General features: G+C 69.8%; 15 protein-coding genes. 2 read left to right on the top strand and 13 right to left on the bottom strand.

Annotated elements, in window-relative coordinates; translation table 11 throughout:
- The first annotated feature begins 260 nt into the window (after positions 1-260).
- A complete protein-coding gene (locus KME78_RS13725; RefSeq protein ID WP_219529242.1) occupies positions 261-1,229 on the top strand; it encodes a glycosyltransferase family 2 protein in 969 nt (322 codons plus the stop codon).
- Here the strand turns inward: KME78_RS13725 and KME78_RS13720 are convergent.
- The 8 genes from KME78_RS13720 to KME78_RS13685 form a co-directional block, all read right to left on the bottom strand.
- A complete protein-coding gene (locus KME78_RS13720) occupies positions 1,198-2,664 on the bottom strand; it encodes an oligosaccharide flippase family protein (protein WP_219529241.1) in 1,467 nt (488 codons plus the stop codon). The genes KME78_RS13725 and KME78_RS13720 overlap by 32 nt on opposite strands.
- A complete protein-coding gene (locus KME78_RS13715) occupies positions 2,657-3,628 on the bottom strand; it encodes a hypothetical protein (RefSeq protein WP_219529240.1) in 972 nt (323 codons plus the stop codon). Before KME78_RS13715 ends, KME78_RS13720 begins: the two co-directional genes overlap by 8 nt.
- On the bottom strand, positions 3,625-4,887 hold the full coding sequence (locus KME78_RS13710; RefSeq protein ID WP_219529239.1) for a DUF4910 domain-containing protein: 1,263 nt from the start codon (positions 4,885-4,887) through the stop codon (positions 3,625-3,627). Before KME78_RS13710 ends, KME78_RS13715 begins: the two co-directional genes overlap by 4 nt.
- A 17-nt stretch (positions 4,888-4,904) precedes the next feature.
- On the bottom strand, positions 4,905-5,927 hold the full coding sequence (locus KME78_RS13705) for an NAD-dependent epimerase/dehydratase family protein (protein WP_219529238.1): 1,023 nt from the start codon (positions 5,925-5,927) through the stop codon (positions 4,905-4,907).
- A 6-nt stretch (positions 5,928-5,933) separates the two neighbouring features.
- Positions 5,934-6,584: a PIG-L deacetylase family protein gene (locus KME78_RS13700; RefSeq protein ID WP_219529237.1), complete on the bottom strand. Its 651-nt coding sequence runs from the start codon at positions 6,582-6,584 to the stop codon at positions 5,934-5,936.
- On the bottom strand, positions 6,581-7,354 hold the full coding sequence (locus KME78_RS13695) for a sugar phosphate nucleotidyltransferase (RefSeq protein ID WP_219529236.1): 774 nt from the start codon (positions 7,352-7,354) through the stop codon (positions 6,581-6,583). Before KME78_RS13695 ends, KME78_RS13700 begins: the two co-directional genes overlap by 4 nt.
- Entirely contained in the window at positions 7,351-8,568 is a 1,218-nt protein-coding gene (locus KME78_RS67140; RefSeq protein WP_219529235.1) for a class I SAM-dependent methyltransferase, read from the bottom strand. Before KME78_RS67140 ends, KME78_RS13695 begins: the two co-directional genes overlap by 4 nt.
- Before the next feature lie 70 nt (positions 8,569-8,638).
- Positions 8,639-9,568, bottom strand: a complete 930-nt coding sequence (locus tag KME78_RS13685) for a phytanoyl-CoA dioxygenase family protein (protein ID WP_219529234.1) — start codon at positions 9,566-9,568, stop codon at positions 8,639-8,641.
- A 237-nt stretch (positions 9,569-9,805) separates the two neighbouring features.
- On the opposite strand from KME78_RS13685, the gene KME78_RS13680 reads away from it, so the two are divergent.
- The gene (locus tag KME78_RS13680) at positions 9,806-10,414 is read left to right on the top strand and encodes a dTDP-4-dehydrorhamnose 3,5-epimerase family protein (RefSeq protein WP_219529233.1); all 609 of its coding nucleotides are present in this window, start codon (positions 9,806-9,808) and stop codon (positions 10,412-10,414) included.
- On the opposite strand, the gene rfbD is transcribed toward KME78_RS13680, so the two are convergent.
- Genes rfbD through KME78_RS13655 form a run of 5 tightly spaced genes read right to left on the bottom strand, consistent with a single transcriptional unit; the run spans position 10,334 to position 15,634 of the window.
- On the bottom strand, positions 10,334-11,230 hold the full coding sequence (gene rfbD / locus KME78_RS13675) for a dTDP-4-dehydrorhamnose reductase (protein ID WP_219529232.1): 897 nt from the start codon (positions 11,228-11,230) through the stop codon (positions 10,334-10,336). The genes KME78_RS13680 and rfbD overlap by 81 nt on opposite strands.
- Entirely contained in the window at positions 11,227-12,180 is a 954-nt protein-coding gene (locus KME78_RS13670; RefSeq protein WP_219529231.1) for an endonuclease/exonuclease/phosphatase family protein, read from the bottom strand. The genes rfbD and KME78_RS13670 overlap by 4 nt, the downstream gene beginning before the upstream one ends.
- The gene (gene rfbB, locus KME78_RS13665) at positions 12,181-13,113 is read right to left on the bottom strand and encodes a dTDP-glucose 4,6-dehydratase (RefSeq protein WP_219529230.1); all 933 of its coding nucleotides are present in this window, start codon (positions 13,111-13,113) and stop codon (positions 12,181-12,183) included.
- Entirely contained in the window at positions 13,110-14,177 is a 1,068-nt protein-coding gene (locus KME78_RS13660) for a glucose-1-phosphate thymidylyltransferase (RefSeq protein WP_219529229.1), read from the bottom strand. Before KME78_RS13660 ends, rfbB begins: the two co-directional genes overlap by 4 nt.
- Before the next feature lie 2 nt (positions 14,178-14,179).
- Positions 14,180-15,634 carry a sugar transferase gene (locus tag KME78_RS13655; protein ID WP_219529228.1) on the bottom strand — a complete coding sequence of 485 codons (1,455 nt, stop codon included), beginning with the start codon at positions 15,632-15,634 and terminating at the stop codon, positions 14,180-14,182.
- Positions 15,635-15,889 lie beyond the last annotated feature (255 nt).

The following is a 15,889-nucleotide window of genomic DNA, read 5'->3' as shown; positions in this document are numbered from 1 at the left end:
GCGAAGATCAGGGCGAGGGCGATGATGGGAGGTCCAACGCGCTTGTTTCGGATAAGGCCGAACAGATCGTTCCAAAAAGCCATATTTACCCGCCCAAGCCCCCGCTGTATGAGCCATGCCTGGCCAAAAAAAATGGTACAGATTGCTTATCGTGACCGCTCGGTGCGATGTTACGAATCGCTGCCCTTGGTTGCCGTTCGCCCTACTTCGCGAGACCATCGCCCCGACCGTACCTCAGCCTCCGCAGAAAGGCTGGCCGGATGACGTCCAGATCACCGTCCGTACGCTCCTCCGCCGCACTCGTCGGCCGCGCCGCGCCACCCATCGGGGTGGGCATGCCCGTCTACAACGGCGAGCCGTACCTGGCGGGCGCCCTGCGATCGGTGCTCTCCCAGAAGGGTGTCGACTTCGAGCTGGTGATCGCCGACAACTGCTCGACCGACGGCACCGAGGAGCTCTGCCGCGAGCTGGCCAGGACCGATCCCCGCGTCCGCTACCTGCGGCGCGAGCGCAACGTCGGCATCACGGCCAACCACAACAAGGTCGTCCACGAGACCCGCGGCGAGTTCTTCTCCTACGCCACGTCCGACGACGAGTACCGCGAGGACCGCCTGGCGCTGCTGTCGGCGGCGCTGCGCCGCCATCCGACGGCCGCCGCCGCCGTCTCGGGCGTCGAGGAGATCGACGAGACCGGGCAGACGATCGGCACCTGGCGCGACACCGCCCCCACCGACCAGCCCGATCCGGTGACGCGCCTACGCCACCGGCTGGACAACTACGACGAGACCATGCACTTCTACGGGCTCATGCGCAGGGAGACGCTGCTGCGCGCCCGGCCCCTGGAGCCCATCCTGCCCGCCGACCGGGTGATGATCTCGGGCCTGGCGCTGCTCGGGCCCCTGGTCGTGGTGGACGAGCTGCTGCTGCGGCACCGCAACCACTCGGGCAGCAACAGCCAGGTCAACCACGCGCGGGCCTTCCGCGCCCGCGAGAAGCCCGGAGACCAGCGCTTCTTCCTGCCCAACGTGGAGGAGGGCCGCGCGCTGCTCCGGGTCATCAGGAACGCTCCACTCAGCCCCGGCCAGCGGCTGCGCGCCTACGCGGCGCTGCGCCCCTGGCTGCGCCGCAACGCCGTGCCCATGGCCCGCAACGTCGCCCACTCCGGCATCGACGTGGCGCGCGGCTGGCGGGGCCGGCTCAGCTCATCACCACCTCGCGAATCTTCCTGATCCGCTCCCGCGAGAGTCCCGTCACCACGTACACGACCACTCCGGCTCCGCCCGCCGCGCAGAGCCGGACGAAGTCGACGGCCCCCTCGGTCCACCTGGCCACCAGCCAGGCGGCGAGGCCGGCCAGCAAGCCGCCGAGCAGCAGCCGGAGTATCCCGGGCAGGATCGGCCCGAGCACGACCCCCGAGCGGCGCAGCTGCAGCGCCGTCACGGGAAGGGCGATCAGGAGCGCGACGGCCGCGTGCGCGATCGCCACGCCCTGGATGCCGTCCAGCCGCGCGCCCGCGTAGAGCGCGGGCAGCAGCACCACGGCCCAGCTCAGGTTCATCCACACGACGAGCCGGGTCGCGCCGAGCGAGGTCAGGATGTCGAAGGCCAGCGCGGTGAGCATCCGCACCACCATCAGCACCATGAGGAACGACAGCGCCTGGGCGGCGGGCAGCCACCTCTCGCCGTACAGGAAGGGCACGACCAGGGGCGCCAGCACGCCGAAGAGCACCGCGACGGGCAGCACCAGCGTGATCAGCATCGGCACGATCTGCTGGACGCGCGCGGAGAACGCCTCGGGGCGCTCCTCGGCGACCCGCGAGAAGCCGGGCAGCGTGACATGGCGCAGGGCCTCGCCGACCAGGCCCGGCACCCAGCTCGACACGTTCAGCGCGATCATGTAGAAGCCGAGCGTGGTGGCGCCCAGCAGCCGGCCGATGATGATCGCGTCGGCGTTGAGCACCAGCGCCTCGATGGCCAGGCTGACCGCCAGGGGCACGCCGAAGCCGAGCAGCTTGCGGGCGATGGCCCGGTCGAAGCCCAGCCGCAGGGGCATCCTGGCCCAGTAGAACACCAGGATGCCGCTCACCAGGGAGTTGGCCACCGCGCCGATGACGAAGCTGTAGACGCCCGCGCCCGTGGCCGCCAGCGTGATCGCCACCGGCACCTGGACGGCGATGCCGGCCATGTTCGCCTTGGCTATCTTGTCCTGCTGGAAGCCGCGGAGCATGACCGCGCTGCGTACGTTGACGAACCCGTCGATCACGATGATCACGGTGAGCAGCCGCACCACGGGCGTGGCGGAGACGTTGCCCGCCAGGCCGGTGAAGTAGGGCGCCGCCACCCAGAACACGGCGTAGATGGCCACGCTGAGGGTGAGGACCACGGTGGTCGCGGTGACCACCATGTCCTCCAGCTTGCCGCGCCACTGCACGACGGCCGCGACGATGCCGGCGTCGTTGACGTAGAAGAGGAACTGGTTGGCGGCCAGCGCGACCGCGTACAACCCGAAGTCGGCCGGGGCGAGCAGGCGGGCGAGCACGAGGCTCAGGGTGAAGGTGGCCAGTTTCGACCCGCCCCTGGCCAGCAGCCCCCACCGCAGTCCCCTGCTCGCCGACCCGGCCCGGTGATCGCTGGTGCCGGGTTCGCTCGCCGTGGGCTCACTCACCGTCCGCGACCCGTTCCAGCCAGATCTCGCGCCAGAAGGGGAAGAACTCCCGTGGGCAGTTCAGCGAGTGGACGCCCTCGCACACCACGCCCTCCAGCACGATGCAGGGCGTCTTCATCTCCAGCATCCGCCCGCTTGGCTCGTCGATGCAGCGGTCCACCCGGGCGCGCACCCGCGCGGTCCGGCCGCAGTGGCGGGCCAGTTCGGCGTCGAAGTTCATGCCGCGGTTGGACAGGTCCTCGTTGACGGTGTCCAGGATCTCCTGCCTGGACCGTACGCGGACCAGCTCGCCCGGCTGGAGGTTCAACGTCTGGACCGGCGTACGGCCCCTGACGCTGCCCTTCATCTGGCCCCACGGCCGGCCGTCCTTGATCCGTAACGCGCGGGGGATCTTCCTCCTGGCCAAGTGCTGGAACCGGTTGTACAGTCCGATCCCGGTGGCCTGCAGGGTTCTGAGCACGCCGACGTTACGCGTCCGCACATCTGCCACGAACTGCCCCAGATCCGCCATCGGCAGCGGCACGGGAGCCGCTCTCAGCAGCTCGGTCGCCTGGCAGGCGTAGCGTTCCGCGCCGTCCTCGGCCGGCGGTTTGCGGCTGTTGATCTCCAGCAGCGGCAGCAGCCGGGAGTCCGGCACGGCGTGCGAGGGCAGCTCGTCCGCCGCGACCCGCTTGATCCACGCCTGTTTCCAGTACATGGAGCAGGCCGTCTGGCACCCGCCGTGCGCCGAGCCGTCGCACCGCGCGCCGAGCAGGTGCACGGCGCTGTCCATGCGCCGCAGCCCGGTCTTGGTCAGCGTGTCGCACAGCTTGTGCGCCACCTTGTGCACCGTGAGGCGCTGGCCACAGAACTTCAGCATCTCCGGCATGAACGGCAGGCCGTCCAGTTCGCCGCGTTCGTCCAGCGTGGCCAGGATCTCGGCCTCGCTGCGGATCTCCACCAGGTCTCCGACCCGCAAGCTCATGGGTTCCATTCCCTCACCAATCCCGCGTCTTCCAGGCTCTGCGCGGCCTCGGCCACCGCCCGGAACGGAAGGCAGGCCCGTTCCGCGACGTCCAGCAGTGTGCGCGTGCCGTCCGAGAGGTTCAGCACCCAGAGCATGGCCAGCTGGGCCTGCTTGGTGTCGCTCCTGCCGCCCAGCGCCCCGTACAGGCCGCGCCGGCCCAGCTGCGGCTCGCCGTAGGGGCTGAGGTTGAGCACGCGCCGGTCCTCCTCCAGCACCCGCGTCACCTCCCAGCAGGTCTCCAGGGTGTCCTCCAGCGACTCGGGCAGCACGAAAGCCGGGTTGTCCCCCGACGTGTGGTACTCCGGGTAGCCCGCGTACGTCGATCTGGTCAGGCAGCCGACGGGCAGGTCGAACCCGGGCGAGCAGTACTGCCGCTCGTCGTAGCCGTACGGGGAGAAGTCGACCGTGCGGTGCGGGCGCCCGGAGGTGCGCAGCACGTGTCCCACCGCCCGGTCGATCTGCGTGTCGCCGCGCCTGCTCCGTTTGTACGTGAGCCCGCCGCCGTCCCCCGCGCACGCGAGCACCAGCCCGTGCCTGATCCGCTCGACCGTGTCCCTGTTGCGGGCCAGCCAGGTGATCGACCCGATCGTGCCGGGCGCGAACAGGAAGCGGTAGGTGTAGCGCGGCGACGTGGTCGCCAGCCGCCGGGCGAGCTGGGTGGCCACCGCGATGCCCGCCAGGTTGTCGTTGGCCAGGGACGGGTGGCAGGTGTGACAGGAGATCAGCACCTCCTCGCTCGTCCGGCCGGGCACCACGTGCTCGGCGTAGGTGAGGTGGCCGTCCGCCAGTGTGGAGTCCACCACCACCTCGTACTCGCCGTCCCGGAGGCTCTCCAGCGTCTCGTGGCGCAGGCAGAACCCCCAGTCCTCGGCGTAGTAACTCGTCCGGTACGGGATGAGCCCCGGCTGGTCGGGCAGCGTGTGCAGGTGGCCGCGGAGCTCCGCCAGCGGCATCCGGGCCGACACCGGCACGCTGTAGCCGACCACGTGCAGGTTGGACTCGGCGAAGTCGACGACCTTGGCGCCCGTGGGGTCCTTGACGTAGGCGTCGCGGATGTTCCACTCCTTGGGCACGTTCCAGTCGAGCACCTGCGTGCCGGTGGGCACCTCGTGCACGTCCAGCGGGACGAGCTCGCCGATGATCTCCAAGGTCCGCCGGACGCCGTCTCCCGTGATGCTCCGGCACAGCGGGTAGAGCCGCTCGACGAGCTCGTGCATCTGTTTTCCGAGGCTGGTCACGAGGGCATCAGCCGATCGTCGACGGTGCCCGCGGCCCGCCGGTCCGACAGCCGGGCCAAGCGGGTGAAACGGCGCTCGAAGTCCTGTCTGGTCAGCCCGTGGCGCCGGTAGGCGTCGATGAGTTCGAGCGCGCCCTCCTTCACCGAGCGGCGCGCCTCGTAGCCGGGCAGCGCGGCGCGGATCCGCGAGAAGTCGACCCGGTACGAGCGCGGATCGGCCCCCGTCTCCCCCGTGATGGCCAGCGTGGCGCCGGGCACCGCCTCCACCACGGTCGCCGCGATCCCGGCCACGGTGACGTTGTTCTGCTCGGTGCCCACGTTGAACGCCTCACCGTGCACGGCCTCGCGCGGCGCGGTCAGCACGGCGGCGAACGCCTCCGCGATGTCCAGCGCGTGCACCAGGGGCCGCCACGGGGTGCCGTCGGACAGGACGCGTACCTCGCCGGACAGGTGCGCGTGCCCCACCAGGTTGTTGAGCACGATGTCCGCGCGCAGCCGGGGCGAGAAGCCGAAGGCCGTGGCGTTGCGCAGGAAGACCGGCGAGAAGTCGGCGTCGGCCAGCTTCAGCACCTCGTCCTCCACCCGCACCTTGGACTCGGCGTAGGGAGTCACGGGACGCAGCGGCGCCTCCTCCGCGACCAGGTCGTCCCCGCCCGCTGCTCCGTAGACCGAGCAGGTGGAGGCGTACAGGAAGCGCCGCACGCCCGCGTCGCGGGCCAGCCGGGCCAGCCGTACGGACGCGTGGTAGTTGATGTCGTAGGTCAGCTCGGGCGCCAGCGAGCCGAGCGGGTCGTTGGAGAGGGCGGCCAGGTGTACGACCGCGTCGAACCCCGCCAGTGCCTCGGCCGGGACCTCGCGCAGGTCCACGGCGAGCCCCTGCGGGTCGTCCGGCGGGGGCCCCAGGACGCAGTCGGCGAACAGCCCCGAGTCGAGGCCGGTCACCTCGTGCCCCGCCCCGGCGAGTACGGGGGACATGACAGTGCCCAGGTAGCCCTGGTGTCCGGTCAGCAGTACACGCATATCCGGCTAGCCTCCTGCGAGGTCGAGAGTCAGTTTGCGGGTGTGGAAGGCTTCGGCGTACCTGTCGCCGCACTCGATGCCGCGGATGCGGGCGAGGCCGAGGAAGGCTTCGTCGTCGAACCAGGAACGCCGGCGTTGCGAGGGGTAGTGCCGCTTCAGCAGGGCGACCTTCTCCGCCGCCACCTCCGGCCGCAGCGGCTGGTAGGCGGCGGGGCGGCCGAGGTCGCCGTCCCACTTGACGATCTCGTAGCCGAGCGTCAGGTGGTCGCGGAAGGCCGTGGGCACGAGCTCGGCCAGGCCCCGGTGGTCCTGGTGGGCGTCTCCCGGGTGCGGGCCGAGGATCAGGTCGGGGTCGGTCCTGGCCCGGAGCAGCTCCAGCGCCTCCTTGGCCTGCTCCCAGTGCGCGGGCAGCCGGCCGTCGGGCAGCTTGAGCACGGTCAGCCGCAGGTCGGCGCCGGGGCAGAAGGCGGTGAGCGCCGCGTGCTCCTCGTCCTCCCGCTCGGTCCCCCCGCCCGACAGGACCAGCGCGTCGATCTGGAGTCCGGGACGGCCCGCGCACAGGGTGAGCAGCGTGCCGCCCGCCCCGATGGCGATGTCGTCGCAGTGCGCGCCCAGCGCGACGATCCGGTCCATCCGCGCGGCCGTCAGCCGGTTCATGCCTCCCACAGCGCCCAGGGCCTGTCGCCGCGCGAGTACGCCTCGTCCAGCTCGATCCGCTGGTTGACGGTGTCGGTCGGCCGCCAGTAACCGCGGTGCCGGTACGTCAGAAGCCGGCCGCGCTTGGTCAGCTCCATGCAGCCATCCCCCACCAGATCCCCATTTTCAGGAATGTGATCGAAAATTTCCTGACGGAGCACGAAATATCCGCCGTTGACCCACATGGGGAGCTCGGTGACCGGCGCGATGTTCCGTGCCAGCCCGTCGTCGTCGACGTCGACGCAGTGGAAGGTGCCGGGCGGCGGCACGACCATCATGGACGCGCCCACGTCGGCGGCGGTGAAGCGATCGATGATCTCCGGCAGCGGCGCGTCGGTGAGCACGTCCGCGTAGTTGGCCAGGAACATCTCATCCCCCTCCAGATGATCGCGGACCCGGCGTAACCGCTCGCCGATCGGCGACTGGATCCCGGTCTGCACGAAGGAGATCGACCAGTCGGAGATGTCCTGCGCCAGCAGCTCCACCTGGCTGCCGTGCAGCCGGAAGTCGTTGGAGACGGTCTCCTTGTAGTCGAGGAAGAACTCCGTGATGTGCTGCGCGCCATACCCCAGGCACAGGATGAACTCGGTGTGCCCGAAGTGCGCGTAGTAACGCATCACATGCCAGAGAAGCGGCCGGGGGCCGACGAGCTGCATGGGCTTGGGGACCTCGCCCGGAGCGCCGGTACGCATCCGTGTGCCGTACCCACCGCAGAAGAGCACGACCTTCATGGCACGATCTCCAGACTCGGGATGGGAAAGACCAGCTGCCCGCCCCACTCGCGGACGTAGGAGAGCTGTTCGGTGAGCTCCTCCCGCAGGTTCCACGGCAGCACCAGCACGTAGTCCGGCCGGTCCTCGGCGAGGCGCTCGGGCGGCAGGATGGGGATGCGGGTGCCCGGCGTGAACCTGCCGTGCTTGTACGGATTGCGGTCCACCGTGTACGCCAGCAGGTCCTCGCGGATGCCGCAGTGGTTGAGCAGCGTGTTGCCCTTCCCCGGAGCGCCGTAGCCGGCCACGGTCTTGCCCGCCTCGGCCGCGTCGATGAGGAAGCGGAGCAGGTCACGCCGGACCTTGGCCACCCGCGCCGCGAACTCCGCGTACCCGGCCAGCTCGTCGAGACCGGCCCCCTTCTCCCTGGCCAGCACGTCGGCCACCCGCTCCGTGGGCTCGCCGGCCGCCTCCTCGGGCCGGGCCCAGAGCCGGATCGAGCCGCCGTGCGTCGGCAGCAGCTCCACGTCGACCAGCGCCAGGCCGCCCGTGGCCAGCGCCCGCCGCGCGGAGGCGACCGTGTAGTACTGGAAGTGCTCGTGGTAGATCGTGTCGTACTGGTTCAGCTCCACGAGCGTGAGCAGGTGCTGCACCTCGATGGAGACCCAGCCGTCGTCGGCGACGAGCGCCCGCAGCCCCTGGGTGAAGCCGACGACGTCAGGGATGTGCGCGTACACGTTGTTGGCCACGACCAGATCGGCGGGACCGTGCTCGGCACGGACCGCCGCGCCCGTCTCCGGGTCGAGGAACGCGGTACGGGTGGCGATGCCCTTGTCCCTGGCCGCCTGGCCCACGTTGGCCGACGGCTCGATGCCCAGGCAGCGCACTCCCCGGCCGGCCACGTGCTGCAGCAGGTAGCCGTCGTTGCTGGCGACCTCGACCACGAAGCCGGGCGCGAACCGGTCCACGGCCGCGTCCACGAACTCCCGGGCGTGCTCCACCCAGGAGGTGGAGAAGGAGGAGAAGTACGCGTACTCCGTGAACGTCTCCTCCGGCTGGATGAGCGGCGGGATCTGGGCGAGCCAGCAGTTCGTGCAGACCCGCAGGTGCAGCGGGTAGGTGAGTTCGGGCTCGTCGAGCCGCTCCCGGGTGAGGAACAGCTCGCAGGGCGGCGTGGCGCCGAGGTCGACCACGCTCGCCAGTTCGGCCGAGCCGCAGAGCCGGCAACGGGTCACCGGCCTCTACCTCTTCCGCGCTCTTTCCGACGAGACATGATCCCCTCCCGATGAGTGAAACGACCTCTGATCAGTGCGAAATATCGGCTGTCGCGGCGTTGGCTCGCTCCAAATGAGCCCTGGCCTCCTTCTCGTACTCCGCCGACAGCTCCTCCGGCATGCGCTCCAGGTCCTTGGCGCGCATGAAGTCGCGCAGCGTGGTGCCCAGGCACGTCGCGTCCACGTTGGGCGCGCCCTTGCGCGACCTGACGTCGTCGATGTGGACGGTGCGGAAGTCGATGCTGAAGCGCGTCACGCCCGAGGTGTTGCGCACGGTCGAGTGCAGCTGGGCGCCCGAGAAGAGGAGCACCCCGCCCGGCTCCGTGACGATCCTGAGCTCGCCGGACAGGTCGAGGTCCTCTTCCGGCTTCGGCTGCTCGCGCGTGTCGCTGTAGATGTGCTGGGCCGCCGACGGGCGCTCGGTCCTGACCCACGACGCGTAGTCGTAGCGGCCGCTGCCGTTGCGCACGGCTCGGTCGAAGTACTCTGGGTGCAGGGCGAACACGTTCTCCGGCACCACGTCGTAGACGGGGATCCACCAGTTCACCTGGTTGAAGGGCGCCGCGTACCAGCAGTCGCGATGCGCGTGGTAGGCGTAGGAGATGCCCGAGTCGAGGTAGCCGTCGGAGGTCGAGGTCCGCAGGCGCGGCACGTCGAAGTACGTCTCGCCCGGCGCGAACCCCAGCTCGTCCAGCAGGACGGCGATGATCTCCTTGCACCTCGGATGGTGGATGAAGCGCGGCTTGACGTCGGCCAGCAGCGCGGCGAAGCGTTCGACCGGCAGGCTGTGCTGGGCGGTGGTGGGGTCCATGCCGCCGAACGTCTCGGCGACCAGTTCGCGGGCGAAGGACACGAGCTCGCGGGACGCGGGCGAGGCCGCGTAGACGAAGACGTCGCCTTGGAAGATCCTCTCGCGTCGTGCCTCGTCGTTCATCGTGCTGCCGGTGAATACCGTGGTCATCTGGTCTTGCCCCCTACACGTGCATGGTGCGAGTCGAACCGATCTCCCCTCGTAGGTCTTGCGAGGACGTGCGTGGGGCGGGATGGGTTGCTGGCTCCCGGAAACGTACTGATGGGGACGATGTCGACCCTGACCCCGCTCAGGATCACATGCCTCAATCAACTGGCATTTCGCGACTGCCATCTCACGCGTTACACACACTGGTAGGAACGTTCCTGCTATGTCAGGATCCGCTCCATGGATCCCCTCGGTTTCGACGGCGCCTGGCTGTTCAGCCCACGTATCCATACGGATCGGCGTGGGGCGTTCCTCGAATGGTTCAGGAACGACGAGCTCGACCGCCCGCTGGAACTCGCCCAGGCCAACTGCTCGGTCTCGACCAGGGGCGTGCTGCGCGGCCTGCACTACGCGGACGTGCCGCCCGGCCAGGCCAAGTACGTCACGTGCGTCTCCGGCAGCGTCCTCGACGTCGCGGTGGACCTCAGAACCGGCTCGCCCACCTTCGGCCGCTGGGCGGCGGCGCAACTGGACGACGTCTCGCGGCGGGCCGTCTACCTGGCCGAAGGGCTCGGCCACGCGTTCTTCACGCTCAGCGAGTCGGCCACCGTGGTCTATCTCTGCTCCACCTCGTACGCCCCCCAGCGTGAGCACGGCATCCACCCGCTGGACCCGGCACTCGGCATCGTCTGGCCGGAGGGCATCGAGCCGATCCTCGCGGACAAGGACGCCGCCGCGCCCACGCTGGCGGAAGCCGTCGAACACGGGCTACTCCCCTCCTACGCCGACTGCCTGGCTCACTACGCGAGCACTCCAGGAGGTCAGCAGGGCCGGCCAGGCCTCGTGTAGGGCGGTGGACCAGTCGCGCATCGGCGGCAGCCCGGCGGCCCGCCAGTTCCCGTGCGCCAACAGGCTGTTGGCGGGGCGGGGGGCGGGCCGGCACAAAGCCGTGCTCGGGATGGGCTCGACCCGGCCGGGATCGGCCCCGAGCAGGGTGAAGATCTCCCGCGCGTAGTCGTACCAGGTCGTCCGTCCCGCGCTCGTCCCGTGGTAGACGCCGGGCGGGGCGTCCGCCCGGCCTAGCTGGACGATCCGCTCGGCCAGGTCACCGGTCCAGGTGGGCTGGCCGAACTGGTCGTCGACCACGGAGACGGTCTGCCGGGAGCCTTCGAGGCCGACCATCGTGCGGGCGAAGCTGCGGCCGTGGGCGCCGTAGAGCCAGGCCGTACGCACCACGTGATGGCCGTGTTCGAGAGCCGCGCGCTCGCCCGCGAGCTTGGTCCGCCCGTAGGCGTTGATGGGGCCCGTCGGCGCGCTCTCCCGGTACGGGTCGCGCCCGGAGCCGTCGAAGACGTAGTCGGTGGAGAGCTGGATCAGCCGGGCGCCCAGCTCGGCGGCGACCCGGGCGAGGACGGACACGGCCGTCCCGTTGATCGCCAGCGCCTCCTGCTCGCGGTTCTCGGCCTCGTCGACGTTCGTCCACGCGCCGCAGTTGACCACCACGTCGGGCCGGGCCGCGCGGACCGCCCAGGCCACCGCGTCGGCGTCGCGCAGGTCCAGCTCGGAGCGGGCGAACGGGACGACCCACATCCCGGGCGTCACCCGGAGCAGCTCCGTCAGGTCGGTGCCGAGCAGGCCGCCGGCACCGGTGATCATCCACCTCATGCGGCCCGCCTCAGCACCAGGTCCGTGACCGTGGCGCGATGGTCGGTACGCGGGAGGGCGAGCGTCTCGAACGCGCGCACGGCCACCCCCTCGGAGGCCAGCACGTGGTCGATGGCCACTTTGGGGACGAGGGCGGAGCGCCCGTTGTACGGCCAGGTCATGGCGAGCCCCTTTCCGGTGACGGACGCGGCGTCCTGATAGCCGGTGGCGATCAGCTCCCGCAGTACCGCGTGGTCGAGCGTGGAGTTGAAGTCACCGGCCAGCACGCGCGGCCGCTTCGCCGCCTTCGGCATCGCGGGTGGCAGGACCTGGATGCTCTGCGCCCAGCACCCCGCCAGCCAGCCGGCGGCGGGCGCGCAGGCGTGCACGCCGACGACGTCCACCTCCGAACCGTCCGGCAGCGTGAGCACACCGCCGACGTGCTGCCACTGGTCGGTGTCGAAGCCGATTCCCGGACGCAGCGGGAAGCGCGAGTAGATGGCCGTGCCGAGCTGTTCCAGGTGGTAGGGCAGCAGGGTGCCGAGGCCGGCCTCCGCCAGCCGCGCCGTCAGGAAAGGACTGAGCTCCTGCACGGTGAGCACGTCGGGACGGTTCCGCTCGACCGCGCTGATCAGGGCTTCGGCGGGCACCGAGCTCCGGAGCACGTTCGCGGTCATCACACGGAGCGGCTGCCCGTCCGTCTCGGGGACGCCCCGCGGCACCGCGCGGGGCAGCACGACCGAGGCCAGCATCCCGCCCACCACCAGCGCGGCCAGCGTGGCGGGCCGGTTGCGCGCCGCCAGAGCGAACGCCAGCGGCACCAGCGAGCCCGCGGCGGCGTACGGGGTGAACGACACGAGCTGGGACCACCTGAACTTGGGCTCCCAGCCGGTCACCCGGAGCACGGCCCAGCCGGCGAACGGCGACAGCAACGCCCAGAGCGCGGGGGTCACCCAGGTGTTCTGCTTCAACTACCGGCTCGCCCCCCACCACGCCGTGTTGCTCGCGTACCAGCTGACGGTGTCCTTCAGCCCCTGCTCGAACGCGATCTCCGGCCGGTAGCCCAGCCCGCGCAGCTTGCCGTCGTCGAGCGAGTAGCGGCGGTCATGGCCCTTGCGGTCCGCGACGGGCTCGACCATGCTCCAGTCCCGGCCGCACGCCTCCAGCAGCCGGGCGGTCAGCTCCTTGTTGGTCAGCTCGGCGGTGCCCGCGATGTGGTAGACCTCGCCCGGCCCGCCCTTCTCGGCCACCAGGCGGATGCCCGCGCAGTGGTCCTGGACGTGGATCCAGTCGCGGACGTTCCCGCCGTCGCCGTAGAGCGGCACCCGCTTGCCGCGCAGCAGGTTCGTGACGAACAACGGGATGACCTTCTCCGGGTACTGCCTGGGCCCGTAGTTGTTGCCGCACCGGGTGATCGACACGTCGAGGCCGTACGTGATCGCGTACGCGCGGGCGACCAGGTCACCGCCCGCCTTGGCCGCGGCGTACGGCGAGCGCGGCTGGATCGGCGCGGACTCGTCCCACGAGCCGTGGTCGATGGACCCGTAGACCTCGTCGGTCGAGACGTGCACCACCTTCGGGACACCGGCGTCCAGGCACGCCTGCATGAGCGTCTGGGTGCCGAGCACGTTGGTGCGCACGAACTCGGCCGGGCCCTCGATCGACCGGTCGACGTGCGACTCCGCAGCGAAGTTGACCACCAGGTCGTGGCCGGGCACCACCTCGCCGAGCAGCCCGGCGTCGCAGATGTCGCCGTGGACGAACGTGTGCGGCGCCCCTTCGAGGTTGGCCCGGTTGCCCGCGTACGTGAGCTTGTCGAGCACGGTCACGTCCGCGTCGGGCAACCCGTGGACGAAGTGCGAGCCGATGAAGCCCGCCCCGCCTGTCACCAGGATCCTTCTCATGAACTGATCTGCACCTTGCTGTGATCGCCCAGCACGAGACGGTGGGCTTTGGGGGTGTCCGGGGCAGGGGTGACCTCGACGTCGTGGCCGATCAGCGACGACTCGATCCGGCCGACTCCCTGGATGGAGGCTCTGGGCAGCACGATCGAGTACTCGATCTCGCTGCGGACGACCGCGCAGTCGGCGCCGATCGAGGTGAACGGGCCCACGTAGCTGTCCTGGACCCGCGCGCCGGGGCCGATGATCACCGGGCCGACGACGCGCGAGCGCTCGACCACGGCCCCCGGCTCCACCACGACCCGGCCGATCAGCTCGCTGGCCTGGTCCACCAGGCCGCTCACCCGCCGGTCGAGCGACTCCAGCACGAGCCGGTTCACCTCGAGCATGTCGGTGACGTTGCCGGTGTCCTTCCAGTAACCGGAGATCACCGACGACTCGACGCGGAGATTCGCCTCGATCAGCCACTGGATCGCGTCGGTGATCTCCAGCTCGCCCCGCCACGACGGCTTGAGCTCGGCCACGGCGGCGTGAATGGCCTGGCTGAAGAGATAGACGCCGACCAGCGCGAGGTCGCTCTTGGGCCGGACGGGCTTCTCCTCCAGGCCGACCACCCGGCCGGCCGCGTCGAGCTCGGCGACGCCGAACTGGCGCGGATCGCCGACCTTGGTGAGCATGATCTGGGCGGCGGGCCGCTCCCTGACGAACCTGTCCACCAGACCGCTGATGCCGCCCACGATGAAGTTGTCGCCCAGGTACATGACGAAGTCGTCGTCACCCAGGAAGTCGCGGGCGATCAGCACGCCGTGGGCCAGGCCGAGCGGCGCCTCCTGGCGCAGGTAGGTCACCTGCAGGCCGAACGCGGAGCCGTCGCCGACGGCCGCCTCGATCTCGGCGTGCGTGTCGCCGACGACCAGGCCGAGCTCCCTGATCCCCGCCTCGGCGATCGCCTCCAGGCCGTAGAACAGCACCGGTTTGTTGGCGACGGGGACGAGTTGCTTGGCCGAGGTGTGTGTGATGGGCCGTAGCCGGGTGCCCGACCCTCCGGCGAGCACGAGTGCTTTCACCGCTAGTAAGCCCCTTCTCCACGGGTGACGACGGACCAGGTCTTCCAGAGGATCTGCAGGTCGAGGATGAGGGACCAGTTCTCCACGTACCGCAGGTCGAGGCGTACGGACTCTTCCCAGGTCAGGTTCGAGCGGCCGCTGACCTGCCAGAGTCCGGTCATGCCCGGCTTGACGACCAGGCGGCGGCGTACGTCGCTGCCGTACTTGGCGACCTCTTCCGGCAGCGGCGGCCGGGGGCCGACCAGCGACATGTCACCGCGCATGACGTTGAACAGCTGAGGGAGCTCGTCCAGCGAGTATTTGCGGAGGAAAGCGCCTACCGGAGTGATCCTTGGATCGTTCCTAATCTTGAAGAGCACCCCGTCGAGTTCGTTGGCATCGAGGAGGCTGCCTTTGAGCTTCTCGGCGTCCTTCACCATCGTCCGAAATTTCAGGACACGGAATTCTCTGCCGCGTTTGCCGACCCGGGTCTGGGTGAACAGCGCGGGACCCGGGCTGGTCAGGCGGATCAGCAGCACGATCGCCAGCAGCGGCACGGCCATGAGCAGCAACGCGGCCCCCGCTACGAGCCGGTCGAAGACGCTCTTGACGAGCTGCTTGTTGCCGTCGAACTCGGGGTGACCCACGTGCAGCAGCGGCATCCCCGCCACCGGCCTGATGCTGATCCGCGGGCCCGCGACCTCCATGAGCGCGGGCGCGACGAACAGGTCGGTGCGCGCGGTCTCCAGCCTCCAGGCCAGCCGCCGCAGCGCCGACCCGTCGAACTCCGGGCAGGCGGTGACGGCGACCGCGTCGGCTCGCGTCCGCTCCACCACCTCGGCGACGTCGCCGAACGAGCCGAGCACGGGGACGCCGTCGAGGTCGGCGTCCATCCGGTCCGGCGGCAGGCAGGCGCCGACGACCATCATCCCGTGGTACGGCTGGCGGCGGAACTGCATGATCAGGTCAAGGATGGATTCGCGATGGCCGACGGCGATGACCTGGCGCATGTACTCGCCGACGACTCTCCGGCTGTGCAGCCGTTTTCGCATCTTGTAGCGGAAGTACAACGTGGACAGGAGCGCCAGCGGCAGCATCGCCATCACGAAGCTGCGCGCGACGACGGTCTGCGTGGCGTAGGCGCCGATCGCGACGGCGGCCATCAATCCGACGCCGCCGTTGAAGACCGCCCTGAACTCGTCAGTGCCCTCGCCGTGCGCGCGCTGACGGTACGCGCCTCCCATCATCAGCGCGAGGGGCCAGCCGGCGATCAGGCTGACTCCCAGAAGAAACTCGACCAGCGGAACGTACGCGCCGGACAAGAGACGGATACTCAGCACGCAGACGCACGCGATCAGCGCGCACGCCGTGTCGCCTCCTAAAAGAAGCCGTAAGTACGCTCGCGTCCAGATGCTCGACGCATGACGTGATACGGCTTCGAGGAGCACGACGTCGGACTCCCCGGTCCCCACCCTCATAGCACCACCCTGAAGACTCTGTGCACCGCAGTAACATGACGTTCCTTGAACCTCATGGGTTGACAAGTCCCCCATGCACCTTCAAGGGCGGCGGCCCCCACTAAAGAGTAAAGATCCACTCCAGCCTGGGAAATACCGTCAAATGTCCACAATCGGACGGATCCGGGGATGGCCGAGGGGTTGACGGAACGATCCAAAAGTGCCAACCGGCGAGTCGGCAAACGTGAAGTTTATGGCTGTATTTCAGCCGGCTTC

The organism is Nonomuraea guangzhouensis, from assembly GCF_019396345.1.
Lineage (GTDB): Bacteria > Actinomycetota > Actinomycetes > Streptosporangiales > Streptosporangiaceae > Nonomuraea > Nonomuraea guangzhouensis.
This window is presented reverse-complemented; position numbering and strand designations above follow the sequence as displayed.